This window comes from Pontibaca methylaminivorans (genome assembly GCF_900156525.1).
Taxonomy (GTDB): Bacteria; Pseudomonadota; Alphaproteobacteria; order Rhodobacterales; family Rhodobacteraceae; genus Pontibaca; species Pontibaca methylaminivorans.
The window spans coordinates 1,174,874-1,198,659 of sequence record NZ_FTPS01000001.1 but is presented as its reverse complement, the minus strand read 5'-3'; the positions used below and the strand labels follow the sequence as shown (position 1 = coordinate 1,198,659).

The window sequence follows — 23,786 nt, the reverse complement described above, 5'->3', positions numbered from 1 at the left end:
CCATTCCCGAATGAATCGCATGGAAGAGGGGTGCGCTCATGGCCCGCGTGACGGTCGAAGATTGCGTTGACAAGGTTCCGAACCGGTTCGATCTGGTCATGCTGGCAGCCCACCGGGCCCGCGAAATCTCGGCCGGGGCGCCGATCACGGTCGATCGTGACAACGACAAGAACCCGATCGTCGCGCTGCGCGAGATCGCCGACGAGACCCAGAGCGCGGCCGACCTGCGCGAGCGCCTGATCGAGGCGAACCAGTATCAGATCGAGGTCGACGAACCCGAAGAGGACCAGATGGCCGTGCTAATGGGGGCCGAGCCTGACCGCCCCGCCGAGGACGACATGTCCGAGGAGAAACTGCTGCGCCAGCTCATGGAGGCCCAGAGCCGGGGCTGAACCGATCGCGTCTGAAAGTGCGGGCCAGATGATTTCAGCCGAAGATCTGATTGCGCTGGTCCGCAGCTACAATCCCAAGACCAACGCCGAACAGATCGCTGCGGCCTATGCCTTCGGCCAGAAGATGCACGAGGGCCAGTATCGCTATTCCGGCGAACCCTATTTCACCCATCCGGTTGCGGTGGCGGCGATCCTGGCCGAGCAGCGCCTGGACGATGCGACCATCATCACCGCGCTTCTGCATGACACGATCGAGGACACGCGCGCCGATTATGCCGGGGTCGAACGCATGTTCGGCACCGAGATCGCGACGCTGGTGGACGGTGTCACCAAGATCACCAACCTTCAGCTGTCCAGCCGCGAGGCAAAGCAGGCCGAGAATTTCCGCAAGCTCCTGATGGCCATGTCCCGCGACCTGCGGGTCATTCTGGTCAAGCTGGCCGACCGGCTCCACAACATGCGCACGATCCGCGCCATGCGTCCCAAGAAGCAGGTGCAGAAAGCGCGCGAGACCATGGACATCTTTGCCCCGCTCGCCGGGCGCATGGGGATGCAGTGGATGCGCGAGGAACTGGAGGATCTCTCGTTCCGGGTGCTGAACCCCGAGGGACGGCAGTCGATCATCCGCCGGTTCATCACGTTGCAGGGCGAAAGCGGCGACGTGATCCACCACATCAGCGGCGACATGCGCGGGGTGCTGGAAAAGGCCGGGATCGAGGCCGAGGTATTCGGCCGCGCCAAAAAGCCCTATTCCATCTGGCGCAAGATGCAGGAAAAGGATCTCGCGTTTTCGCGCCTCTCCGACATCTACGGCTTTCGCATCATCACCCGCAGCGAAGAGGACTGCTATCGTGTGCTCTGGGCGATCCACCGCCGCTGGACCGCGGTGCCGGGCCGGTTCAAGGATTACATCAGCCAGCCCAAGCTGAACGGTTACCGCAGCATTCACACCACCGTATCGGGGCGCGACGGCAAGCGGGTCGAGGTGCAGATCCGCACCGAGCAGATGCATGACGTGGCCGAAACCGGGGTGGCCGCGCACTGGTCCTATCGCGACGGGGTGCGCAGCGGGAACCCCTTTGTCGTCGATCCGGCGCAGTGGCTTGCCTCGCTCACCGACCAGTTCGACAAGGACGGCGACCACGAGGATTTCCTCGAGACGGTCAAGCTCGAGATGTATGCCGACCAGGTGTTCTGCTTCACCCCGCAGGGAGATGTGGAAAAGCTCCCCCGGGGGGCGACACCGATCGATTTTGCCTATGCGATTCACACAAGGGTCGGCCATGCCTGCGTCGGCGCCAAGGTGGACGGGCTGCGGGTGCCGCTCTGGACCCGGCTGAAGAACGGCCAGATGGTCGAGATCATCACCGCCGAGGGGCAGATGCCGCAGCCCGCCTGGCTCGAGATCGCGACTACCGGGCGGGCACGGTCGGCGATCCGCCGCGCGCTGCGCGAAATCGACCGCAACCGCTTCGTCAAGCTCGGGCAGGAACTGGCGCGCGCCTCGTTCGAACATGTGGGGCGCAAGGCGACCGACAAGGTTCTGGACACCGCCGCGCGCCGGCTGCGGCTGACCGGGGGGCGGCGCGAACTGCTTGCGCGGCTCGGCAGCGCCGAACTGACCGCGCATGACGTGGTGCAGGCGGTCTATCCCGATCTCGCCCCCGACACCGGCGACGAGATCGCCCCCGGCGGCGCGGTGATCGGCCTGTCCGACGGACAGTCTTTTGAGCGCGCTCCCTGCTGCCAGCCGCTGCCCGGGGAGCGGATCATCGGCATCACCTTTCGCGGCAGGGGCGTGGTCGTGCATGCGATCGACTGCGACCAGCTTGGCGAATACGAGAACCAGCCCGAACGCTGGGTGGATCTGCGCTGGCATGCCGGCACCCATCCGCCCGCCTACGGGGTCACGCTCGACATGACCATCGGCAACGATGCCGGGGTGCTCGGGCGGATCTGCACCCTGATCGGCGAACGCAAGGCCAATATCGGAGATCTGAAATTCACCGATCGCAAGCCGGATTTCTACCGGCTGCTGATCACGGTCGAACTGCGCGACGTGGAGCAGCTTCATTCCCTGATGCTGGCGCTTGAGGCCGACAACGATGTCGCCGCGGTCGAACGCTTCCGCGAGCAGCTTCCGGCCGTGGCCGGTGCGGTTTGAGGGTGCGGCTTGACGGCGCGGCACGGATCGGGGAGCGCGGTCGCTGATGTTCCGACGCCGTGAACAGCGAAGCTGGGGCCGCATGGCCAGCGACTTCGTCTATCCGCGCGGCGGCTGGACACGGGCGTTCTACTATGTGACGCACCGGCTCCGGCGGCTGCCCGACACGCCCGAGCGCATCGCGCGCGGCATCGCGGCCGGGGTGTTTACCACCTTCACCCCGTTCTACGGGATGCATTTCATCATTGCCGCCCTGATCGCCAAGACCGTCCGGGGCAATATCATCGCGGCGCTGCTCGGCACGTTCTTCGGCAATCCGCTGACCTATGTTCCGATCGGCGTCGCCGCGCTCAAGACGGGGCATTTCCTGCTTGGCAAGCCGCTTGCGGAGGGCACCGAACGGTCCTTCGGCGGCAAGTTCGTCGATGCCTGGAGCGACCTCTGGGACAATTTCCTGACGCTTTTCGCGGCCCGTCCCGCCGACTGGCACGGGCTGCGCATTTTCTACGACACGATCTTCTTTCCCTACCTGATCGGCGGGGCTGTGGTCGGGGCGGTGGTCGGGGTGGCCTGCTATTACCTGACGCTGCCGGCGATCCGCGCCTACAAACGCCGCCGGCTGAACCGGATCCGCAAGAAATTCGAGGCGATCAAGCGTCAGGCCGAAACGGCGCCCACCGCGCCCGAGCCCGTGTCCGACACCGCGCCGGACCGGCCCCCGGACCATCCCGCGCGCGGGGAATAGCCGGGGACGATCGTCTGTGCCGGGTATGCATGCCTACCCGCCATGCGTGACGTGCCCTTCCATAAAATCAGGGCTTCAGCTTGCCCTTGCCGGAAACAGGGCCGATGGTCGACTCAAGAAGAAACAATAGAGCAGATCCCATGCACCGCATCCTTTTTCACCTCATGTTGGTCATGGTGGCGTTCACCGGTTCTTCCAGTTTCGCGCAGGAACCCGCTCCCTCCCAGATCATGGCCGAGGCAGCGTGGGACTGGCGCCCCGGAGATCTGATTTTCCGTGACGGGATCAATGATATCGATGGTGTGACAAAACGTGCCTTCGGTCTTCGGTGGGAATCGGTCGGCATTCTGCGGGCCAGCAGCGGCGGCCCGCGCGTGGTCTATGTCGACCAGGCGGATGGCGTGAGCGAGGAAATGCTCTATGCCTATGTCGAAGGCCTGTCTGCCGACGATTATGCGGTTTATCGGGTGCGCGGTCTCGATCACGATACGGATGCGCAGATGACGGCAGGGCCGCTGGTGCGGCTGGCCCTGACCATCTCTTACGGAGCGCCCTTCGATGACTGGTTCCTGCTGGGGGACGGGAAGTTCTACAATGCGGAACTGGCTTACGAGAGCGCATTGAACGCCGGCGTCGTTCTGGGTGCTCCGGTCCGGCTTCGTGAGCTTGCCACCGGGCCGGAGGACCTGGATCACGAATTCCGCGCGGTCCTGGAGGGCCACAGATACTGCCGCTATGAACTGTCCTTCAATGATTGCTGGGCCAACACCCTTGCCGACCAGTCCATCGTCACGACCGACAGCCTGATTTCATCGGGGGCACTCGACCGGGTTTTTCCCTGAACGCGAGGCAAACCCGGTGGTGGAAGCCGGTGTTCTGGTGCCGGTCGACAGAACCGGGCGCTGTGGATGCGGGCGGCGCATGGCAGTTCAACCCCGCGGGCAAAGGCGATAGGCTGGCGCGGGTCAGTTGTGAAAGGATGAACCATGGCAGATGACAGGCTGCGCCTTGGGGTCAATATCGACCACGTCGCGACGCTCCGGAACGCGCGCGGCGGATCGCTTCCCGATCCCGTGCGGGCGGCGCTTCTTGCGCAGGAGGCGGGGGCCGACGGCATCACCGCGCATCTGCGCGAGGACCGGCGCCATATCCGCGACGAGGATATCGCCGCCTTGATGGAGGCACTGCGCCTGCCGCTCAACTTCGAGATGGCCGCGACGGAGGAAATGCAGCAGATCGCCCTGCGCCACCGGCCCCATGCCGTCTGTCTGGTGCCCGAGCGGCGCGAGGAGCGCACCACCGAGGGCGGCCTGGACGTCGCCGCCGACGAAAGCCGCCTTGCCGATTTCATCGCCCCCCTTTCCGAGGCGGGCTGCCGCGTGTCGCTGTTCATCGCCGCCGATCCGGCCCAGATCGAAGCCGCTGTCCGGGTAAAGGCTGCGGTGGTCGAACTGCACACCGGCCCCTATTGCGACCTTGTGGCCCGGAATGATGCCGGGGCCAAAGCCGAACTCGACCGTCTGGCCCGCGCGGCGCGGCTTGCGCATGAGAGCGGGCTCGAGGTCCATGCCGGCCATGGGCTCGGCTATGATACGGTGCAGGCGCTGGCGGGCTTTCCCGAGCTGCGCGAGCTCAACATCGGTCATTTCCTGATCGGCGAGGCGGTCTTTCGCGGCCTCGGTCCGGCGATCGGGGAGATGCGTCGCCTGATGGATGCGGCGCGGGCGCCGGAAGCGCATCCGTGATCCTCGGTATCGGCACGGATCTCTGCAATATCGAGCGGATCGGGCGCACGCTCGACCGGTTCGGGGATCGTTTCCGTGATCGTGTCTTCACCGACGTCGAACAGGCGACCGCCGAGCGGCGCGCCCGGGCGGTCGAGACCTATGCCAAGCGCTGGGCCGCGAAAGAGGCCTGCTCCAAGGCGCTGGGCACCGGGTTGCGCATGGGGATCGCCTGGAAGGACATGGCGGTGGCCAATATCAACAGCGGCCAGCCGGTGATGCAGGTGACCGGCTGGGCGGCGGACCGGCTGGCCGAAATGACTCCGCCGGGCCACGAGGCGATCATCCATGTCACCCTGACCGACGATCATCCCTGGGCCCATGCCGTCGTCGTGATCGAGGCGCGCAGGCCGGGCGAGACCGCCCCAGAGCGTGGCTTGACACCGGCGCAGCCGCCCCGCATGTAGCGCCGGACCCCAAGGATAGCGGAGGGCCGCATGGCCAGCAGTGCGAAGAAGGGAAGCGCGCTCGTCGAGACGATCAAGACCATCGTCTATGCGTTGCTGATCGCGGGGGTGTTCCGCACGCTGTTCTTTCAGCCGTTCTGGATTCCGTCCGGTTCGATGAAGGAAACGCTGCTGATCGGCGATTTCCTGTTCGTCAACAAGATGGCCTATGGCTATTCCTATGCCTCCTGCCCGAGCCTGATGCTGCCGAGTCTCGGCATCGACATCGACGCCGAGGATGTCTGCGGATTCCTGAAGAACGACAACAAGCGCCTGTTCGGCAGCGAGCCCGAGCGCGGCGACGTGGTGGTGTTCCGCCACCCCGTCACCGGGCGTGATTTCATCAAGCGGCTGATCGGCCTGCCGGGCGACCGCATCCGGATGAAGGATGGCGTGCTGCAGATCAACGATCAGCCGGTCCAGTTGCGCGAAGCGGGCATCTTCGAGGAAACCTATGAGGCGCAGGGGCCGCAGGGAAGCTATCCGCGCTGCGCCAATGGCCCGGTCGGTGAAGGCGGGGCATGCCTCAAGGAGCGCATGATCGAGACCCTGCCCGGTGACACCGAACACGCGATCCTGAACATCGGCAACCAGAGTTCGGACAACACCGGCGTTTATGTGGTGCCCGAGGGTTATTATTTCTTCATGGGCGACAACCGCGACAATTCCAGCGACAGCCGCCTGCCGCAATCGGTCGGCGGCGTCGGTTTCGTGCCTTATGAAAACCTGGTCGGCCGGGCGGATCGGGTGATGTTTTCCTCGGCCGGGCGTTCGATGCTGTTCTTCTGGACCTGGCGGCCGGATCGCTTCTTCAAGAGGATCGAGTGAGGCTTTCGGCGGAACTCGAATCCTTCGAGGCGCGGCTTGGCTACCGGTTCGAGCGGCCCGAGCTTCTGGTGCGGGCATTGACTCACGGTTCGGTGACGACGCCGGCGCGCAAGGACAACCAGCGGCTTGAATTTCTGGGCGACCGGGTGCTTGGGCTGGTGATGGCGACGGCGCTGCTCGAGCAGGACAGGGAGGCCGCCGAGGGGCAGCTTGCGCCGCGCTTCAACGCGCTCGTGCGCAAGGAGACCTGCGCTGAGATCGCGCGCGAGATCGACCTTGGCATGGTGCTGAAGCTCGGCCGCTCCGAGATGCTCTCGGGCGGGCGGCGCAAGCAGGCGCTGCTGGGCGACGCGATCGAGGCGGTGATTGCCGCCGTCTATCGCGACGGGGGCTTCGGCGCGGCGCGCGACATGATCCTGCGGCTCTGGGGCGCGCGCATTGCCGAGGTCGATGACGATGCCCGCGATCCCAAGACCGCGTTGCAGGAATGGGCGCAGGCGCGCGGGCTCAATCCCCCCGCCTATGTCGAGCTTTCCCGCAGCGGCCCGGATCACGCGCCGGTGTTCACCATTGCCGCGCGGCTCGAGGACGGGCGCGAGGCGCAGGCGAGCGGCGGCTCCAAGCGCCGGGCGGAACAGGATGCGGCGCAGGAACTGCTGACAAGGATCGGGCAGGACATATGACCACACGTTCGGGATTCGTGGCCCTGATCGGGACCACCAACGCCGGGAAATCGACCCTGCTGAACCGCATGGTGGGCGCCAAGGTGTCGATCGTGACCCACAAGGTGCAGACCACCCGGGCGCGCATCCGGGGCATCGCCATCGAGGGCGCGACGCAGGTCGTGTTCGTCGATACGCCGGGGCTGTTCCGGCCGCGCCGGCGGCTTGACCGGGCCATGGTCGCCGCCGCCTGGGGCGGTGCGGCGGATGCGGATGTCATCGTGCTGCTGGTCGAGGCGCATCGCGGCGTGACCGAGGAGGTCGCACAGATCGTCGAGCGGCTCTCCGAGATCGCCGGGGGGCGGCAGGTCGCGCTTGCGATCAACAAGATCGACCGGGTGCGGCCCGAGGCCCTGCTGGGGCTTGCCGAGGATCTGAACGCGCGCTTCCCCTTTGTCGAGACCTTCATGATTTCGGCGCTGAAGGGCAGCGGGGTCGATCGTTTGCGCGGGTGGCTGGCCGACGCGCTGCCCGAAGGCCCCTGGCTTTATCCCGAGGACCAGATCGCCGACCTGCCGCTGCGCATGATCGCGGCCGAGACGACGCGCGAAAAGCTGACCCTGCGCCTGCATCAGGAGCTTCCCTACGAGCTTACGGTCGAGACCGAGAACTGGGACGAGCGCAAGGACGGCTCTGTGCGGATCGACCAGGTGATCTATGTGAAGCGGGACGGCCACAAGGGCATCGTGCTCGGGCACAGGGGCGAGACGATCAAGGCGGTGTCGCGCGCCGCCCGCGAGGAGATCGCCGAATTTCTCGGACGCAAGGTGCATCTGTTCCTGCAGGTCAAGCTGCGGCCGAACTGGCTTGAAGAGGCCGAGCGCTATTCCGAGATGGGGCTCGACTTCAAGGACGGCGCATGAGCGCCGAGCCCCGTCTTGCGGCGCAGTTCTGGGTGCAGGCCTATCTTGCGCGGCTGCGCCTTGCCCATATCCCGGCCTATGTGGTGTCCCATGGTGACGACACCGCCGGGGCGGTGATGGTCAAGTCGAATACGCTTGACGGACAGGCGCGGCTTTTCCAGCGTGGGTTCGACCCGGCAAGCGGATCGCGCTGCTGGGATCTTCTGGCCGAGGGCGGCGAGGGCGACATCGACGGCACCATCGCCTGCCAGCGCGCGGTTGATCCCGATCTCTGGGTGATCGAGGTCGAGGACCGGAAGGGGCGCCACCTTCTGGACGAGCCGGGGCTCGACTAGGCGGCGACCGGATTGCGGCAGCGGGCGCAGGCAAGCGGAGGGCAGGCATGGAATGGCGTGACCTGGGCATCTTGCTTGCCACGCGTCGGCACGGTGAGGGCAGCGCCGTCATCGACGTGTTCACCGCTGGCCATGGCCGCCATGCGGGGCTCGTGCGCGGCGGTGCGGGGCGGCGGTTCGCGCCGCTGCTGCAGCCCGGCACGCAGCTTGACGTCACCTGGCGGGCACGGCTCCCCGCCCAGCTCGGCACCTATCGGGTGGAGCCGATGCGCAGCCGCGCGGGGCTGGTGATGGACAGCCGGCTTGCGCTGGCCGGGCTCAATGCGGTGACGGCGCTGCTGTCCTTCTGCCTGCCGGAACGCGCGGCGCATGAACGGCTTTACGCGGAAAGCGAGCGGCTGCTTGATCTGCTCGGGCAGGATGACGTCTGGCCGCTTGCCTATCTGCGCTGGGAGCTTGTGCTGCTTGAGGAAACCGGCTTCGGGCTTGACCTTGCGCGCTGCGCGGTGACGGGGGCGAGCGACGACCTGGCCTATGTCTCGCCGCGCAGCGGGCGGGCGGTCTCGCGGGCCGGTGCGGGGGAATGGGCGGATCGCCTGCTGCCGCTGCCCGACTGCCTGCGCGGCATCGGCCCCGCGCCCGACAGCGAAATCGCTGCCGGGCTGCGGGTCACCGGGCATTTCCTTGCGCAGCATCTGGCGCCTTCGCAGGGCGACCATCCGCTGCCCGATGCGCGGGCGCGTTTTGTCGAGGTGTTCTCGCGCCGGCTGTGACCTTGCGGGTCAGCCGAGCAGGCGGCGCGCGATCACCTGCGCCTGAATCTCGGCCGCGCCTTCGAAGATATTGAGAATGCGGGCGTCGCAAAGGATGCGCGAAATCTTGTATTCCTGCGCAAAACCGTTGCCGCCATGGATTTGCAGCCCGTTGTCCGCCGCGGCCCAGGCCACGCGCGCACCCAGCAGCTTGGCCATGCCGGCCTCGAGGTCGCAGCGTTCGCCCCGGTCCTTCTGGCGGGCGCTGAAATAGGTCAGCTGGCGCGCCACCATGATTTCGACCGCCATCATGGCCAGCTTGCCCGACACGCGCGGGAAGGCGATCAGCGACTTGCCGAACTGCTTGCGGTCGATCGCATATTGCATCGCCACGTCCAGCGCCGACTGGGCCACCCCGATCGCCCGCGCCGCGGTCTGGATGCGGGCCGATTCGAAGGTCTCCATCAGCTGCTTGAAGCCCTTGTTTTCCTCGCCGCCGAGCAGGCCCTCGCCGCTGACGCGGAAATTGTCGAAGCCGATCTCGTATTCCTTCATGCCGCGGTAGCCGAGCACCTCGATCTCGCCCCCGGTCATGCCCTCGGTCGGGAAGGGGGTCTCGTCGGTGCCGGGCGTCTTTTCGGCGATGAACATCGACAGGCCGCGATGGTCGCTGCTGTCGGGATCGGTGCGCGCGAGCAGCGCCATCACATGGGCGCGGGCCGCATGGGTGATCCAGGTCTTGTTGCCGGTGATGCGATAGTCGTCGCCGTCGCGCACGGCCCGGGTGCGCAGGCTGCCAAGGTCGGATCCGGTGTTCGGTTCGGTGAACACGGCCGTCGGCAGGACTTCGGCGCTGGCGATGAGCGGCAGCCATTTTTCCTTCTGCGCATCGGTGCCGCCGCAGATGATGAGCTCGGCCGCGATCTCGCTGCGGGTGCCGAGGCTGCCGACACCGATATAACCGCGCGAGAGTTCCTCGCTCACCACGCACATGGATGCCTTGGACAGGCCGAGCCCGCCGTATTGCTCCGGAATGGTCAGACCGAACACGCCCATTTCGGCCAGTTCGGTGATGACCTCCATCGGGATCAGTTCGTCCTTGAGGTGCCAGTCATGGGCAAAGGGTTCGACCTTTTCGCTGGCATAGCGGCGGAACTGGTCGCGGATCATCTCGAGTTCTTCGTCGAGCCCCGTCGCGCCGAAGGTGGCGTTCGCGCTCTGCTCCTGCATCAGCACGACAAGCCGCGTCCTGGCGTCCTGGCTGTTGCCCTGCACGGAAAGCGTCGCGACCGCATCGATCATCAGCGCGCGCGCCTCCTCGCCGGTGATGCCGAGGTCGTGCAGGCGGATGATCTCGTTCTGGCTCATCAGGATGCCGCCTGCGATCTGCGAGAGGTACTCGCCGAAGGCGATCTGCAGCAGAAGCTGCTCGATTTCGCCGAAGCGGCCCTCGCTTTCCAGTTGCTCGGCCCAGGCCTGCATCTGCACGAGGCTCTGGCGGTAGGTCTCGAGCCAGGCAAGCCCGTGGGCAGGCGCCTGATTGGCCTCGACCAGCGCCCCCGAAACCCGCCCGTCCTTCACCACCCGCTCGCGCAGCCGCTCGCGCGCCAGGTCGAAAACCCGGTGCACGGGTTCGAGGCTGGCGCCGGTCAGTTTCAGCAGATCCGGCAGGATGGGTTGGGTTGCGGTGTCTGTCATGGTCGAATCCTGTCCGTTGTGAGAGGGTCGCGCGGCTGCCGTGCCGTTGCACGAGGCCGGTCCTAGACATTATGCAGGCGCAGCGCAACATAAATGCGGGGCTGCCGGCGCTGCGGTTCTATAGTTGCGCGGGCGCGACGCAGGAGGCGGGGCGCTCCGAAGCCTGATCCGGGCGCCCCGCTTTTGCGTCAGCCGATCGCCGCTGCCTTCACGTCGTCGTCGATGAACGGCAGATACTGTTCGAAGTTCTTCGCGAACATCTCGATCAGCCGCGCCGCCTGGCGGTCGTAGGAATCGGCGCGATCCCAGGTGCGGCGCGGGTTCAGCAGCACCTCGGGCACGTCCGGCGCCGTAAGCGGAACCTCGAAGCCGAAATTCTCGTCGTGGCGGAACTCGCGCTCGGCCAGCGTGCCGTCGAGCGCCGCGCTCAGCAGGGCGCGGGTGGCGTGGATCGGCATGCGCGACCCGGTGCCATAGGCGCCCCCGGTCCAGCCGGTGTTGACCAGCCAGCAGGTTGCGCCGTGCTGGGCGATCTTGTCGCGCAGCAGGTTGCCGTAGACCTCGGGCCGGCGCGGCATGAAGGGGGCGCCGAAACAGGTGGAGAATGTCGGCTCGGGCGCGGTCACGCCGCGTTCGGTTCCCGCCACCTTGGAGGTGAACCCCGACAGGAAGTGATACATCGCCTGCGCCGGGGTCAGCCGCGCGATCGGCGGCAGCACGCCGAAGGCGTCGCAGGTCAGCATGATCACGTTCTTGGGGTGCCCGCCCATGGCGACCGGCGAGGCGTTCGAGATATATTCGAGCGGATAGGCCGCGCGCATGTTCGCGGTCAGGCTGTCATCCTCGAAATCGAGTTCGAGCGTATCGGGATCGAAAATCATGTTCTCGATCACGGTGCCGAACTTGGTCGTGGTCGCGTAGATCTCGGGCTCGGCATCCTCGCTCAGGTGGATGGTCTTGGCATAGCAGCCGCCCTCGAAGTTGAACACGCCGCGATCCGACCAGCCGTGTTCGTCGTCGCCGATCAGGATCCGCTCCGGGTCGGCGGAAAGCGTGGTCTTGCCGGTGCCCGAAAGCCCGAAGAATATGGCCGTGTCGACCGGATTGCCGGGCGCGTGGTTGGCCGAGCAGTGCATCGGCATGATGCCCTTTTCCGGCAGCAGGTAGTTCAGCAGCGTAAACACGGATTTCTTGTTCTCGCCGGCATATTCGGTGCCGCCGATCAGCACGAGTTTCTTGTCGAAATTGAGCGCGATCACCGTCTCCGAGCGGCAGTCGTGCCTTTTCGGGTCGGCCAGGAAACTCGGGCAGTTGATGATGGTGAAATCGGCGACGAAATCCTGCAGCGATTCTCCGTCGGGGCGGCGCAGAAGGTGGCGGATGAACAGTGCGTGCCAGGCCAGTTCGGTGACCATCCGCACGTTGATCGAATGCGCCGGATCGGCGCCCCCGACCAGATCCTGCACGAAATAGTCGCGCCCCTTCATATGTTCGAGCATGTCGGCATGAAGCGCATCGAAACCGGCCGGCGACATGGCGGCGTTTTCATCCCACCAGATCGTGTCGGCGGTGGTCTCGGTCCTGACCACATGCTTGTCCTTGGGCGAGCGGCCGGTGTATTTGCCGGTGGTCACCAGCAGCGCGCCCCCGAGTCCGAGCGTGCCTTCGTCATGTGTCAGCGCCGCCTCGACAAGTGCCGGCTCAAGCAGGTTGTAGTAGACATTTCCCAGCCCCGCGATGCCCTGGTCCTCAAGGCGGAACTGCGGGTTGACCCGTCCGGATGTCATGCTTTCGTCTCCTGTTCCGGCATATCCGTATGACAATGACGACCCCGCCGAGGACCTCGCCTCGCGGGGGCGCCATGACTTGCTCTTAACACCATGTCCGGACCGCTAACAGGCTGCTTCGGGGCAGTTAGCGCAACCAGTTTCAGGTTAGCGCAACCACCTCTCCGACATCGCCGGGAGTCTGGGCGGAATTATGACCATTCAGCGCTTGATAAGGATTTTCCGCCTGAATGGAGGCGGGCCGGCGGGCGATTCGCCCCGGGCAACGGATGTTGCCGACAGCCCGGCAAAAGGATGCGGGAACCGAGCGAAAGGGGCTGCCGATGTCGCGGATTGCGCTGGTTGACGATGACAGGAACATCCTGACATCGGTTTCGATGACGCTCGAGGCCGAGGGTTTCGAAGTCGAGACCTACAACGACGGGCAGGCCGCCTATGATGCCTTCAGCCGGCGCATGCCGGACATGGCCGTGCTCGACATCAAGATGCCGCGCATGGACGGGATGGATCTACTGCAGCGGCTGCGCCAGAAGACCCGGATGCCGGTGATCCTGCTGACCTCTCGCGACGAGGAAATCGACGAGGTTCTGGGGCTGCGCATGGGCGCGGACGATTACGTGAAGAAACCGTTTTCGCAGCGCCTTCTGGTCGAACGCATCCGCGCCCTGTTGCGCCGGCAGGACGTTGCGGACCAGGACGGCGACAGCGAAGAGGCGCGGGTGATGGTGCGCGGACGGTTGCGGATGGATCCGCTGCGCCATGCGGTCGCCTGGGACGGCCGCGACGTCGCGCTGACGGTCACGGAATTCCTGCTGCTTCAGGCGCTTGCCCAGCGCCCCGGCTTCGTGAAAAGCCGGGATCAGCTCATGGACGTGGCCTATGACGATCAGGTCTATGTGGATGACCGCACGATCGACAGCCACATCAAGCGCCTGCGAAAGAAGATGCGCGCGGTAGACGGGGAATTTTCGGCAATCGAAACGCTTTACGGCATCGGTTACAGATACAATGAAACCTGACCTGTCCGCCCCCCGCGGAAACGGGCGATGAAAGGAGCCGGAGTGCAGGAAGGCACATTCCATCTTCCGCCCGCGGAGGGGCCGGACCTGCCGGGTGCCGGCCATGGCGGGATGCGCGGCATCCGCCGGGCGGCGGGCCGTGCGCGCCACTCGCTGGTGAACTCTCCGCTGACGCGCCGGATCATCATCATCAACCTGATCGCGCTCAATGTGATGGTGGCGGGCATCTTCTATCTCAATGCCACGCGCGAAAGCCTCGTGGTGCAGCGCGCGGCGGCCCTGGTGGCCGAGGCAGAGCTTATCGCCAACGTGTTCGAGGCGCGGATGCGGCAGGCGCCCGGCCCGTCGGCCCTGCTTGCGGACGAAGGCGCCGTCGCGGCGTCGCTCGCATCGCTCAGCCTGCGCAACGGGATCGAGGTGTTCATCTTCGACGACGGGCGGCGGCTGCTCGGGCAGACCCGGGGCAGCCGGGCCGGCGCATCGCTGGCTGTGCTCGGCGAACAGCCGGCGCGGCGCACCCCGGTCAGCAACGCCATCGCCTTCGTCTGGGACGGGATCGCCGGGCTGTTCACCCCCGCCTCGCGCCGGTCGTCGCCCACGCTTGACGAGCGGCTGCGCACCCTGGTCCAGCGCACGCTGGCGCAGGGCACCGTGATCCGCACCGAACTCGACACGGCGGGCGGCGCGGTCATTTCGGCCACGGCGCCGATCCGTCACGGGGGCGCGGCGCTCGGCGTGGTTGCGGTCGCGAGCCCGGCGGGCGAAATCGACGCGCTCGTGCACGGGGAGCGTGAACGTGTGCTGCAGATGTTCGTGGTCGCGCTTGCGGTTTCGGTCGGGCTCAGCCTCGTGCTCTCCTCGACCATCGCCAATCCGCTCGCGCGGCTGGCGGAGGCCGCCGAACTCGGGCGCGAGCGCAACCTGGGCGGCACGGGCGAAGGGCGGGTCAGGATCCCCGACCTGAGCGCCCGTGCCGACGAGATCGGCCGGCTGAGCCGGGCCCTGAGCGGCATGGTCGCCGCGCTGTACAACCGGATCGAGGGGAACGAACAATTCGCCGCCGACGTCGCCCACGAGATCAAGAATCCGCTCGCCAGCCTGCAATCCGCGGTCGGCACCCTGCGCCGCATCCAGCGCGCCGACCAGCGCGAACGCCTGCTCGAGGTGATCGAACATGACGTGCGCCGGCTCGACCGGCTGGTGAGCGACATCTCCAACGCCTCGCGGCTGGATGCGGAACTGGTGAAGGAAGACCAGGAAAGTTTCGATCTGCTGCAGATGCTCGGCAACCTGAACACCCATCTGGCGGGAACCGCGGCCCTGCGCGAGATCGACTATATCACCGACCTGCCCGCCGGGCCGATCATGCTGCACGGGCTCGAGGCGCGTCTGGCGCAGGTCTTCGTCAACCTCATCACCAACGCGATTTCCTTCTGCGAACCGGGCGACGCGATCCGGGTCTGGGTGCGCGAACGCCAGAGCCGCGTGCTGGTGGTGGTCGAGGACACCGGCCCCGGCATCCCCGAAGAGGCGCTCGACATGATCTTTCGCCGTTTCTATTCCCAGCGCCCGGAGCAGAGCTTCGGCGACAATTCCGGGCTCGGGCTCGCCATCTCGCGCCAGATTGTCGAGGCGCATGGCGGGGTGATCTGGGCCGAGAACATCCGCCCGACCGACGCCGACCCGACCTCGGAACCGCTTGGCGCACGCTTCGTCGTCGGGTTGCCCGCATGACCGATCCGCAGATCCTGCACGCAAGTTGCATCACGGCCTCTGGGCGTGGCCTGTTGCTTCGCGGGCGGTCCGGCAGCGGCAAATCCTCGCTTGCGCTGGCGCTGATGGCGCTCGGAGCGGAGCTTGTCGCGGATGACCGTGTCGTTCTGGCCTGTCGGGGCGACCACCTCGTCGCCAGCGCCCCGCCGCCGCTGCGCGGGCTGATCGAGGCGCGGGGCATGGGCCTTCTGCAGGCCGCCTGGGCGCAGGAGGCGCCGGTTCGCTTTGTCGTCGATCTCGACCAGACGGAGCCCGACCGGATGCCGCCGCCGCGGCGCCTGGCCCTTCTCGGACACGAGATCCCCTTGCTTTACCGTATTGAAAACATACATTTCGCATCAATGCTGATGCAACTTCTCAAGGCAGGGCGATACGAGACATGAGCGATGCGCGGGCACCGGTGCAGACGCGGCTGGTGCTGGTGACCGGCCCGTCGGGTGCCGGGCGGAGCACTGCGATCCGCGCGCTCGAAGACCTTGATTTCGAAGCGATCGACAACATGCCGCTGCATCTGGTGCCGCGGCTTCTGGAGGGGGCCGAGCGGCTGCGGCCGATGGCGCTCGGGATCGACACGCGCAACCGCGATTTCTCCACCGCCGCGCTTATTGACCTGATCGACCGCCTGTCCCATCACCCGGAAACGGCCCTGAGCGTTCTCTATCTCGACAGCCGCACCGACATCCTCCTGCGCCGTTTTTCCGAAACCCGCCGCCGCCATCCCATGGCGCCCGAAGAAGGCCCCGAAACGGGCATCATGCGCGAACGCGACCTGCTGGCGCCGATCCGGGCGCGGGCGGATACGCTGATCGACACGTCGGAATTGAATGTGCACCAGCTCCGTGAGGAGATCGAACATCACTATGCCGCCCGCTCGGGGCGTCCGCTGGCGGTTTCGGTGCACTCCTTTTCCTACAAGCGAGGGCTGCCGCGCGGCATCGACATGGTGTTCGACTGCCGCTTCCTGTCCAACCCCTACTGGGTCGAGGCCCTGCGCCCCTTCGACGGGGGCGACGGCGGGGTGCGCGACCATGTGCGGCGCGATCCGATGTTCGCCCCGTTCTTCGAACGGGTGCTCGACCTCACGCGCCTGCTGCTGCCCGCCTGCATGGAAGAAGGCAAATCGCACCTCGCCATCGCCTTCGGGTGTACCGGCGGGCAACACCGTTCGGTCGTCATGGCCGAGGCGCTCGCCGAGGCGCTTGCGCAGGACGGACGGCAGGTGTCAATAAGGCACCGTGAACTGGAGCGCCGTGAAACGGGTAAGGGGCCGGTGTGATCGGAATCGTGATTGTCGCCCATGGCGGGCTGGCAAGGGAATACCTTGCCGCGATCGAGCACGTGGTCGGCCGGCAGCCGGGCATGGCCGCCGTGTCGATCGAGGCCGATCACGACCGTGCCGCCAAGGAATGCGAGATCGCCCGCGCCGCCGATTCGGTCGACACCGGCGACGGTGTGGTTCTGGTCACGGATCTGTTCGGCGGCTCGCCGTCGAACCTCAGCATGAAGGCCTGCCGGGTCGACAACCGCCGCATCCTGTTCGGCGCCAATCTCCCGATGCTGATCAAACTGGCCAAGAGCCGCCATCTGCCGGTTGCCGAAGCCGCGCGAATGGCCATGGAATCGGGCCGCAAATACATCAACACCCGCAATATCTGCGCCGAATGACTGGCGAATGACTGCCAATAACCGGGAAGGGGAGGGAGGGAATGAGCGCCATGATCCGTCGCACATTGAAGATCGTCAACGAAAAGGGGCTGCATGCGCGGGCGTCGGCCAAGCTGGTCGAGGTGGTCGAAAGCTTTGACGCCGATGCCGAGGTCATGCGCGACGGGCTTTCGGCGTCGGGCGACAGTATCATGGGGCTCCTGATGCTGGCCGCCTCGCGCGGATGCCTGATCGAGGTCCAGACCAGCGGCCCCGATGCGGCGGCGCTGGCGGATGCGCTGGAGCGGCTCGTTGCGGACCGGTTCGGTGAAAAATACTGACTCGATAACCATCTCCGGCGCCCGGCCGCGGCATTTCCAGCACGGGGATTGCGAGCGCGGCGGCAGGGCGCAGGATTCCTATGACCGGCGGGCGCTGAGCTATGCGCGCACCTTTGACGACCCGAACCGGGCGTTTGCCATCCGCACGATCGAATGGCTGACCGGAAAGCCCGCGCTCCTGCGCATGGTGCGCGATTTCGAGCGCCGGGGCGGGATGCGCGAGGGGCCGGACTTCTGGCGCCTTGCGCTGGAAACCATGGGGATCGAGGTGCGGACACCGGCCGCGCAGATTGCCAATATCCCGGCCGAAGGGCCGGTGATCGTGGTTGCGAATCATCCTCATGGTCTTGTCGATGGCATGGTCCTTGCCGACCTGATCGGGCGGGTGCGCGAGGATTACCGGATCCTTGCGCGTTCGGTGCTGACCGGGCTTGATGCGACGGCGAGCCGTTTCATGATCCCGGTGCCGTTCGCCCATGACCCGGATGCGCAGCGCAGGATGGTTGCGATGCGGGCGGAGGCGCTGGACCATCTTGCTGCCGGGGGGCTGGTCGCGCTGTTTCCAGCCGGTGTGGTCATGTCGTCGGACAACTGGTTCGGTCCCGCGGTCGAGCGCGACTGGAACGTGTTCACCGCGCAGTTGATCCGCCGCTCCGGCGCGCGCGTCGTGCCGGTGTTCTTTCCGGGGCAGAATTCGCGCCTTTACCAGATCGCCGCGCAGGTCTCTCCGGTGCTGCGGCAGGGGCTGCTGTTGCATGAAGTCGTGCGCGCGCGCCGCAGGCCGCAGACCCCGGTGATCGGGTGCCCGCTTGCGGCAGGGGACATGGAGCGACTTGAAAAACCACGCAGTTTCATGGTCTGGCTGCGCGGCCACACGCTTTCGCTCGGGGCCGATCCGGGCGGCGCGGCATCCTGCCCGCCTCAGCGTGTCGGCACCGGCGCATCGCCGCGATAATCGTAGAATCCGCGCCCGGTCTTGCGCCCGAGCCATCCGGCCTCGACATATTTCACCAGCAGGGGACAGGGGCGGTATTTCGTGTCGGCCAGCCCGTCATGCAGCACGTTCATGATGGCAAGGCAGGTGTCCAGCCCGATGAAATCCGCAAGCTCCAGCGGTCCCATCGGGTGATTCGCACCAAGCCGCATGGATTTGTCGATCGACAGCACATCGCCGACGCCCTCGTAAAGCGTATAGACCGCTTCGTTGATCATCGGCATCAGGATGCGGTTGACGATGAACCCCGGGAAATCCTCGGCGGGGGCCGCCGTCTTGCCGAGGCGCTCGACCACCCGCCGGCAGGTTTCAAAGGTGGATTCATCCGTCGCGATGCCGCGCACAAGCTCCACCAGCCGCATGACCGGGGCGGGGTTCATGAAATGAAAGCCGATGAACCGCTCGGGCCGGTCGGTGCCGCTGGCAAGCCGCGTGATCGAGATCGACGAGGTATTCGACGTCAGGATCGTGCCGGGCCCGAGGTGCGGCTGCAGATCCTCGAAGATCGCCCGCTTCACGCTCTCGCGTTCGGTCGCCGATTCGATGATCAGGTCGCAGGGGCCGAGATCGGCCAGTTTGTGGGTGGTGCGGATTCGCCGGAGTGCCGCTTCCATGTCGCCGCGGGTGATGATCTCGCGGCGAAGCTGCCGGCCCATGTTGGCCTCGATCTGCGTCATCGCCTGATCGAGCGCGCTGGGGCTGATGTCGGTCATGAGCACGTCATAATCTGCCAGCGCCAGCACATGGGCAATGCCGTGGCCCATCTGTCCGGCGCCGATCACCCCGATAGTCCGAACGTCCATCAGCAGTGCTCCCGTCCTGTCCGGATGCAGCTTACAGGTCATGCGGGGCAGGTCACAAGGGCCGGGAATGCCGCGAATTTTTCATAAATCCCCGGATTGACCGAATCGCAACGTTCAGGGCGCGAGATTGCACCAACCAGTGACGGTGGCAGGTGGAGCGCGATGAGCTTTGAAAGCAGAGATACGGCGGCGGCGGAGGACATCTCCTGCCGTTATGGCGCCTCGCGCCTGCAGTGCCGCGGGCCGCTGCGCCGCCCGGCGCCGGGGTATATCGCCTTTCTCGGCGGGGACGAGACCTTCGGCCGTTTCGTCCCCGAACCTTTCGTCACCCTGGTGGAAAGCGGCCTCGGGCGCGATTGCGTCAATCTCGGCTGCGTGAACGGGGGGCTTGATGCCTATCTTCACGACGAGGATCTGCTGGCCATGGCCGGGGCGGCGGATCTGGTGGTGATCCAGCCGCTGGCCGCGCAGAATCTCGGCAACCGGTTCTACCGGGTGCATCCGCGGCGCAACGATCGTTTCCTGATGGCCGAACCGGGGCTGATGGCGCTGTTCCCCGAGGTGGACTTCACCGAGTTCCACTTCATCAACCATCTTCTGGCCGGGCTGAACCGGGTCTCTCCCGAGCGTTTCGCGCAGGTGCGGGCCGAGCTGCAACGGACCTGGACCGCGCGGATGCGCAACCTGGTCAAGGCGATCAATGTGCCGGCCCTGCTGCTCTGGCTGCGTTACGAGCAGGTGTCCGGCGCAGATGGAACAGAGCCGCCCGGCGACCTCGTGCCGCTCACGCGGGGCATGCTCGACGCGGCGGGCGGCGCGCGGCTGCTGGACATCCCGGTCATGTCGTCGGCGGCAGCCGGGGAACTTGCCGGCATGACCTGCCCGCCGTTCCGGCTGGCCGTGGCGGAGCGGCTGATCGGCCCGGCCATGCACCGGGCGATCGCCACGCGCCTGCTGGCGGAACCGATGCTGCGGCAGATGAACGGCAAACGGCCCGCCGGTTCCGGCGGGCCGTTGCTGTGACGGCTGTCGTAAGGGACGGGGCGTCAGCCGAGCTTTTCGATCAGTTCGGGGACGGCGGTGAACAGGTCGGCGACCAGACCGTAATCGGCGACCTGGAAGATCGGGGCCTCCTCGTCCTTGTTGATCGCGACGATGACCTTCGAATCCTTCATCCCCGCAAGGTGCTGGATGGCGCCGGAAATGCCGACCGCGACGTAAAGCTCGGGCGCCACCACCTTGCCGGTCTGCCCCACCTGCCAGTCGTTCGGGGCAAAGCCCGAATCGACCGCCGCGCGCGAGGCGCCGACCGCCGCGCCGAGCTTGTCGGCCAGCTTTTCGATCAGGGCGAAATCCTCTTCCGACCCGACGCCGCGCCCGCCCGACACCACGACACCGGCGCTGGTCAGTTCGGGGCGGTCGCTTTCGGCCACCTTGTCCTCGACCCATTCCGACAGCCCCGGATCGGCCGGAACCGCGACGGGTTCGACCGTGACCGCATCCTGTTCGCCGGCGGCATCGAAGGTCGAGGTGCGGATCGAGACCACCTTCTTCGCGTCTTTCGACCGCACCGTCTGGATCGCGTTGCCGGCATAGATCGGGCGCTCGAACGTGTCGCCGTCGACCACGCCCGAAATGTCCGAGATCACCATCACGTCAAGCAGCGCCGCAACCCGCGGCAGCACGTTCTTGGCATCGGTGGTGGCGGGGGCGACGATGTGGTCGTAGTCACCCGCAAGGCTCACGATCAGCGCCGCCGTCGCCTCGGCAAGCCGATGCCCGAGGCTCGCATCCTCGGCCACCAGCACCTTTTTCGCTCCGGCGATCCGGGCCGCGGCATCACCCGCGGCGGCGGCATTCGCCCCGGCACAAAGCACCGTCACATCGCCCAGCCGGGCCGCCGCGGTCATCGCCTTCGCGGTCGCATCCAGCGCCAGTTCGCCATCGCTCACTTCGGCAAGAAGAAGAACAGCCATCAGACAACCCCGCTTTCTTTCAGTTTCGCAACCAGTTCGTCGACCGAGCCCACCTTGATCCCGGCCGCGCGCTCGGGCGGCTCGGTGGTGCCGACCACCTCGAGCCGGGGCGAGACATCGACCCCGTAATCGCCCGCGGTCTTTTCCTCGAGCGGCTTCTTCTTGGCCTTCATGATGTTCGGCAAGGAGGCATAGCGGGGCTCGTTCAGGCGCAGATCGACGGTAATGATGGCCGGCATCCTGACCTTCACCGTCTGCAGCCCGCCGTCCACCTCGCGCGTGACCAGCGCGTGATCGCCCTCGATCGTGAGCTTGCTCGCGAAGGTGCCCTGGCTCCAGCCGAGCAGCGCCGCCAGCATCTGGCCGGTGGCGTTCATGTCGTTGTCGATCGCCTGCTTGCCCGCGATCACGAGGCCCGGCTGTTCGTCCTCGATCACCCCGGCAAGGATCTTGGCCACGGCGAGCGGCTCGATGTCCTGGTGCACGTCATCGGCCGCAACCACCAGGATCGCCCGGTCGGCCCCCATGGCGAGCGCCGTGCGCAGCGTCTCCTGCGCCTGTTTGACCCCGATCGAGACCGCGACGATCTCTTCGGCCTGGCCCGCTTCCTTCAGCCTGATCGCCTCTTCGACGGCGATCTCGTCGAACGGGTTCATCGACATCTTGACATTGGCCAGATCGACACCGCTCCCGTCCGCCTTGACACGGACCTTCACGTTATAGTCGATCACACGCTTGACAGGCACCAATACCTTCATCTGCGGTTATCTCCTCGTGTTGCCGAGCCGCCCCCGACTCGATTCCAGAATCTCCGACGCATCTGATAGCCGCGCCGGAGCGGTGGAAACAGGGCAAAATGCCCCCGTTCTTGTGCGAAAAGCGTCGTTTTCAGCGGTTTGCGCCGGGAACCCAGAGCACATCGTCCTTGCCGCCGTTGTTCGCCATGCGCGCGGCGACGAAGAACCAGTCGCTCAGCCGGTTGAGGTAACGGATCGCGACCGGGTTGACGTCCTCGGATGCGGCGAGCTCGACCGCGTGGCGCTCGGCGCGGCGGGCAACGGTGCGGCAGACATGAAGATGCGCCGAGAGCGCGCTGCCGCCCGGAAGGATGAAGCTGCGCAGCGTGTCGAGGCTCTTGTTCATGACGTCGATCTCGGCTTCGAGCCGGTCCACCATTTCCGGCACCGCCCGCAGCGGCGGGTATTCGGCCTCGGCATCCTTGTCCATCCCGGGGCGGCAGAGATCGGCGCCGAGGTCGAACAGGTCGTTCTGGATGCGCGACAGCGCGTTCGCGGTCTCGCCCGCGGCCTCGAGCCGGGCGACGCCGACAAAGGAATTGAGCTCGTCCGTGGTGCCGTAGGCGGCAACGCGGGCCGAATACTTCTCGACCCGCGCCCCATTGCCGAGCGCGGTCTGCCCCTTGTCGCCGGTGCGCGTGTAAATCTTGTTCAGGACCACCATGCGTTCAGCCTCCAAACCCGTGTATCCAGACGTATAGCGCGATCAGCACCACCGCGATGAACTGCGCCAGCAGGCGCAGGCGCATCAGCAGGTTGCCGTATTTGCGGTTGAATTCGCCGCCGCGGGTGAATGCGCCGAGACCGATCATCAGGACGATGGCGGTCAAGACGACCGTCCCCACCACGACAAAGAAGAAAGGGTCGTCCATCGCGCGCCCGCTGTCATTTGCTGTCTTTGCGACGGGGTCTAGCGCATGACGCGCGCAAAAGCGATCCGCTTTTTCAGAGCCGGGTCACGATGCGGTCGATCATCCGGGTGGAGAGAACGCGGCGCAGGTAGCCACCGATATAGGTGGCCCCGGTCACGTAATAGCGGGGCCGCGGGTTCCGCGCCTCGAGCGCCTGCAAAAGCTTTGCCGTGACCGCCGCGGGTGCAAGTTCGAACATGTCGCGCCCGCCGGGACGGTACATGCGCGGGATCAGGCTGGCCTCGTAATCCGCGCGCCGGACCGAGCCCTTCCAGTCGATGTAACGCTCGAAATGGGGGATGCCCTTTTCGCGGAACATGGTGGTGATCGGGCCGGGCTCGATCAGGACCACATGGATGCCGCTGCCCGACAGTTCGGCCCGCAACGTATCGGTGAGCCCCTCAAGCGCGAATTTCGTCGCCACATAGGCGCCGCGCCAGCGCAGCGCCACGAGGCCGAGCCCCGAGGAACACTGAACGATCCGCCCCTGCCCCTGTTCGCGCATGATGGGGATCACCCGCCGCGTGAGGTCGTGCCAGCCGAACAGGTTGGCCTCGAAAATCGCGCGCAGGCCGTCGCGGGGCAGATCCTCGACCAGCCCGGCCAGCTGGTGGGCGCCGTTGTTGAACAGCGCATCGAGCCGCCCGCCGGTCGCGGCAAGCACCTCTGCCAGCCCGCTGCGTATCGACTCCTCGTCGCAATAGTCGATACGCGGGCTTTCGAACCCCTCGGCACGCAAATGGGCGCAATCCCGTTCCTGCCGGCACGAGGCGAAAACCCGCCATCCCCGCGCCGCCAGCCCGCGGGCCGCATCGGCGCCGATCCCCGAGGAGCAGCCGGTGATGAGGATGGATTTCTGCACGGACAAACCAGGTAACGACAGGTTGCCACTGCTATGGCGCCGCCCGGCGTTCAAGGCAAGGGGCACCGGCGGGGGCCTCCGGCGGGGATATTTCTCGCCAGAAGAATGACGGACGAGCGCCAGAAGAATACGGAGCGCGCGGCTTTACGG

General features: G+C 66.2%; 27 protein-coding genes. 19 read left to right on the top strand and 8 right to left on the bottom strand.

Features of this window, described 5'->3' with window-relative positions; genetic code table 11:
- Nucleotides 1-38 precede the first annotated feature (38 nt).
- The 11 genes from rpoZ (at nucleotide 39) to recO (ending at nucleotide 9,052) form a co-directional block, all read left to right on the top strand.
- On the top strand, nucleotides 39-392 hold the full coding sequence (gene rpoZ, locus B0B01_RS05905; RefSeq protein WP_076648608.1) for a DNA-directed RNA polymerase subunit omega: 354 nt from the start codon (nucleotides 39-41) through the stop codon (nucleotides 390-392).
- Between the two features lie 28 nt (nucleotides 393-420).
- Nucleotides 421-2,556 carry a RelA/SpoT family protein gene (locus B0B01_RS05900; RefSeq protein ID WP_076648606.1) on the top strand — a complete coding sequence of 712 codons (2,136 nt, stop codon included), beginning with the start codon at nucleotides 421-423 and terminating at the stop codon, nucleotides 2,554-2,556.
- Between the two features lie 43 nt (nucleotides 2,557-2,599).
- On the top strand, nucleotides 2,600-3,301 hold the full coding sequence (locus tag B0B01_RS05895) for a DUF2062 domain-containing protein (RefSeq protein ID WP_076648604.1): 702 nt from the start codon (nucleotides 2,600-2,602) through the stop codon (nucleotides 3,299-3,301).
- 104 nt (nucleotides 3,302-3,405) lie between these two features.
- Nucleotides 3,406-4,143: a peptidoglycan peptidase gene (locus B0B01_RS05890; RefSeq protein WP_143733014.1), complete on the top strand. Its 738-nt coding sequence runs from the start codon at nucleotides 3,406-3,408 to the stop codon at nucleotides 4,141-4,143.
- Between the two features lie 144 nt (nucleotides 4,144-4,287).
- Nucleotides 4,288-5,046 carry a pyridoxine 5'-phosphate synthase gene (locus B0B01_RS05885; RefSeq protein WP_076648600.1) on the top strand — a complete coding sequence of 253 codons (759 nt, stop codon included), beginning with the start codon at nucleotides 4,288-4,290 and terminating at the stop codon, nucleotides 5,044-5,046.
- Nucleotides 5,043-5,492 carry a holo-ACP synthase gene (gene acpS / locus B0B01_RS05880; protein ID WP_076648598.1) on the top strand — a complete coding sequence of 150 codons (450 nt, stop codon included), beginning with the start codon at nucleotides 5,043-5,045 and terminating at the stop codon, nucleotides 5,490-5,492. Before B0B01_RS05885 ends, acpS begins: the two co-directional genes overlap by 4 nt.
- A 30-nt stretch (nucleotides 5,493-5,522) precedes the next feature.
- Nucleotides 5,523-6,359, top strand: a complete 837-nt coding sequence (gene lepB, locus B0B01_RS05875) for a signal peptidase I (RefSeq protein WP_076648596.1) — start codon at nucleotides 5,523-5,525, stop codon at nucleotides 6,357-6,359.
- On the top strand, nucleotides 6,356-7,042 hold the full coding sequence (rnc, locus tag B0B01_RS05870; RefSeq protein ID WP_076648594.1) for a ribonuclease III: 687 nt from the start codon (nucleotides 6,356-6,358) through the stop codon (nucleotides 7,040-7,042). Before lepB ends, rnc begins: the two co-directional genes overlap by 4 nt.
- Entirely contained in the window at nucleotides 7,039-7,944 is a 906-nt protein-coding gene (gene era / locus B0B01_RS05865; RefSeq protein ID WP_076648592.1) for a GTPase Era, read from the top strand. Before rnc ends, era begins: the two co-directional genes overlap by 4 nt.
- Complete coding sequence (locus tag B0B01_RS05860; protein ID WP_076648590.1) at nucleotides 7,941-8,279, top strand: DUF1491 family protein; 339 nt, start codon at nucleotides 7,941-7,943, stop codon at nucleotides 8,277-8,279. The genes era and B0B01_RS05860 overlap by 4 nt, the downstream gene beginning before the upstream one ends.
- Nucleotides 8,280-8,326: 47 nt before the next feature.
- Nucleotides 8,327-9,052, top strand: coding sequence for a DNA repair protein RecO (gene recO, locus B0B01_RS05855; RefSeq protein WP_076648588.1), 726 nt, complete (start codon nucleotides 8,327-8,329; stop codon nucleotides 9,050-9,052).
- Between the two features lie 9 nt (nucleotides 9,053-9,061).
- Here the strand turns inward: recO and B0B01_RS05850 are convergent, their stop codons facing one another.
- A complete protein-coding gene (locus B0B01_RS05850; protein WP_076648586.1) occupies nucleotides 9,062-10,729 on the bottom strand; it encodes an acyl-CoA dehydrogenase family protein in 1,668 nt (555 codons plus the stop codon).
- 188 nt (nucleotides 10,730-10,917) lie between these two features.
- Complete coding sequence (locus B0B01_RS05845; RefSeq protein WP_076648584.1) at nucleotides 10,918-12,516, bottom strand: phosphoenolpyruvate carboxykinase; 1,599 nt, start codon at nucleotides 12,514-12,516, stop codon at nucleotides 10,918-10,920.
- A 323-nt stretch (nucleotides 12,517-12,839) separates the two neighbouring features.
- On the opposite strand from B0B01_RS05845, the gene B0B01_RS05840 reads away from it, so the two are divergent.
- Genes B0B01_RS05840 through B0B01_RS05810 form a run of 7 tightly spaced genes read left to right on the top strand, consistent with a single transcriptional unit; the run spans nucleotide 12,840 to nucleotide 18,248 of the window.
- The gene (locus B0B01_RS05840) at nucleotides 12,840-13,535 is read left to right on the top strand and encodes a response regulator transcription factor (protein ID WP_076650080.1); all 696 of its coding nucleotides are present in this window, start codon (nucleotides 12,840-12,842) and stop codon (nucleotides 13,533-13,535) included.
- A 42-nt stretch (nucleotides 13,536-13,577) separates the two neighbouring features.
- Nucleotides 13,578-15,269, top strand: a complete 1,692-nt coding sequence (locus B0B01_RS05835) for a sensor histidine kinase (RefSeq protein WP_076648582.1) — start codon at nucleotides 13,578-13,580, stop codon at nucleotides 15,267-15,269.
- Nucleotides 15,266-15,691, top strand: coding sequence for an HPr kinase/phosphorylase (locus tag B0B01_RS05830; protein WP_076648580.1), 426 nt, complete (start codon nucleotides 15,266-15,268; stop codon nucleotides 15,689-15,691). The genes B0B01_RS05835 and B0B01_RS05830 overlap by 4 nt, the downstream gene beginning before the upstream one ends.
- Nucleotides 15,688-16,584 (top strand): RNase adapter RapZ, encoded by an 897-nt coding sequence (rapZ, locus tag B0B01_RS05825; protein WP_076648579.1) that lies wholly within the window; start codon nucleotides 15,688-15,690, stop codon nucleotides 16,582-16,584. Before B0B01_RS05830 ends, rapZ begins: the two co-directional genes overlap by 4 nt.
- Nucleotides 16,581-16,973 (top strand): PTS sugar transporter subunit IIA, encoded by a 393-nt coding sequence (locus B0B01_RS05820; protein WP_076648577.1) that lies wholly within the window; start codon nucleotides 16,581-16,583, stop codon nucleotides 16,971-16,973. The genes rapZ and B0B01_RS05820 overlap by 4 nt, the downstream gene beginning before the upstream one ends.
- Nucleotides 16,974-17,023: 50 nt before the next feature.
- Entirely contained in the window at nucleotides 17,024-17,293 is a 270-nt protein-coding gene (locus B0B01_RS05815; RefSeq protein ID WP_076650079.1) for an HPr family phosphocarrier protein, read from the top strand.
- Nucleotides 17,280-18,248: a lysophospholipid acyltransferase family protein gene (locus B0B01_RS05810; RefSeq protein WP_234967712.1), complete on the top strand. Its 969-nt coding sequence runs from the start codon at nucleotides 17,280-17,282 to the stop codon at nucleotides 18,246-18,248. Before B0B01_RS05815 ends, B0B01_RS05810 begins: the two co-directional genes overlap by 14 nt.
- Here the strand turns inward: B0B01_RS05810 and B0B01_RS05805 are convergent.
- Nucleotides 18,215-19,090 carry a 3-hydroxybutyryl-CoA dehydrogenase gene (locus B0B01_RS05805; protein ID WP_076648575.1) on the bottom strand — a complete coding sequence of 292 codons (876 nt, stop codon included), beginning with the start codon at nucleotides 19,088-19,090 and terminating at the stop codon, nucleotides 18,215-18,217. The genes B0B01_RS05810 and B0B01_RS05805 overlap by 34 nt on opposite strands.
- A gap of 162 nt (nucleotides 19,091-19,252) precedes the next feature.
- Here B0B01_RS05805 and B0B01_RS05800 point away from each other — a divergent pair, with 162 nt between their 5' ends.
- The gene (locus B0B01_RS05800; protein ID WP_076648573.1) at nucleotides 19,253-20,113 is read left to right on the top strand and encodes a DUF6473 family protein; all 861 of its coding nucleotides are present in this window, start codon (nucleotides 19,253-19,255) and stop codon (nucleotides 20,111-20,113) included.
- A gap of 23 nt (nucleotides 20,114-20,136) precedes the next feature.
- Here B0B01_RS05800 and B0B01_RS05795 read toward each other — a convergent pair whose 3' ends face one another.
- The 5 genes from B0B01_RS05795 to B0B01_RS05775 form a co-directional block, all read right to left on the bottom strand.
- A complete protein-coding gene (locus tag B0B01_RS05795; protein ID WP_076648571.1) occupies nucleotides 20,137-21,066 on the bottom strand; it encodes an FAD-binding protein in 930 nt (309 codons plus the stop codon).
- Nucleotides 21,066-21,824, bottom strand: coding sequence for an electron transfer flavoprotein subunit beta/FixA family protein (locus tag B0B01_RS05790; protein WP_076648569.1), 759 nt, complete (start codon nucleotides 21,822-21,824; stop codon nucleotides 21,066-21,068). Before B0B01_RS05790 ends, B0B01_RS05795 begins: the two co-directional genes overlap by 1 nt.
- Nucleotides 21,825-21,954: 130 nt before the next feature.
- Complete coding sequence (locus tag B0B01_RS05785) at nucleotides 21,955-22,527, bottom strand: cob(I)yrinic acid a,c-diamide adenosyltransferase (RefSeq protein WP_076648567.1); 573 nt, start codon at nucleotides 22,525-22,527, stop codon at nucleotides 21,955-21,957.
- A gap of 4 nt (nucleotides 22,528-22,531) precedes the next feature.
- A complete protein-coding gene (locus B0B01_RS05780; RefSeq protein WP_076648565.1) occupies nucleotides 22,532-22,735 on the bottom strand; it encodes a twin transmembrane helix small protein in 204 nt (67 codons plus the stop codon).
- Nucleotides 22,736-22,808: 73 nt separating this feature from the next.
- Complete coding sequence (locus B0B01_RS05775; RefSeq protein WP_076650078.1) at nucleotides 22,809-23,636, bottom strand: SDR family NAD(P)-dependent oxidoreductase; 828 nt, start codon at nucleotides 23,634-23,636, stop codon at nucleotides 22,809-22,811.
- Nucleotides 23,637-23,786: the final 150 nt, after the last annotated feature.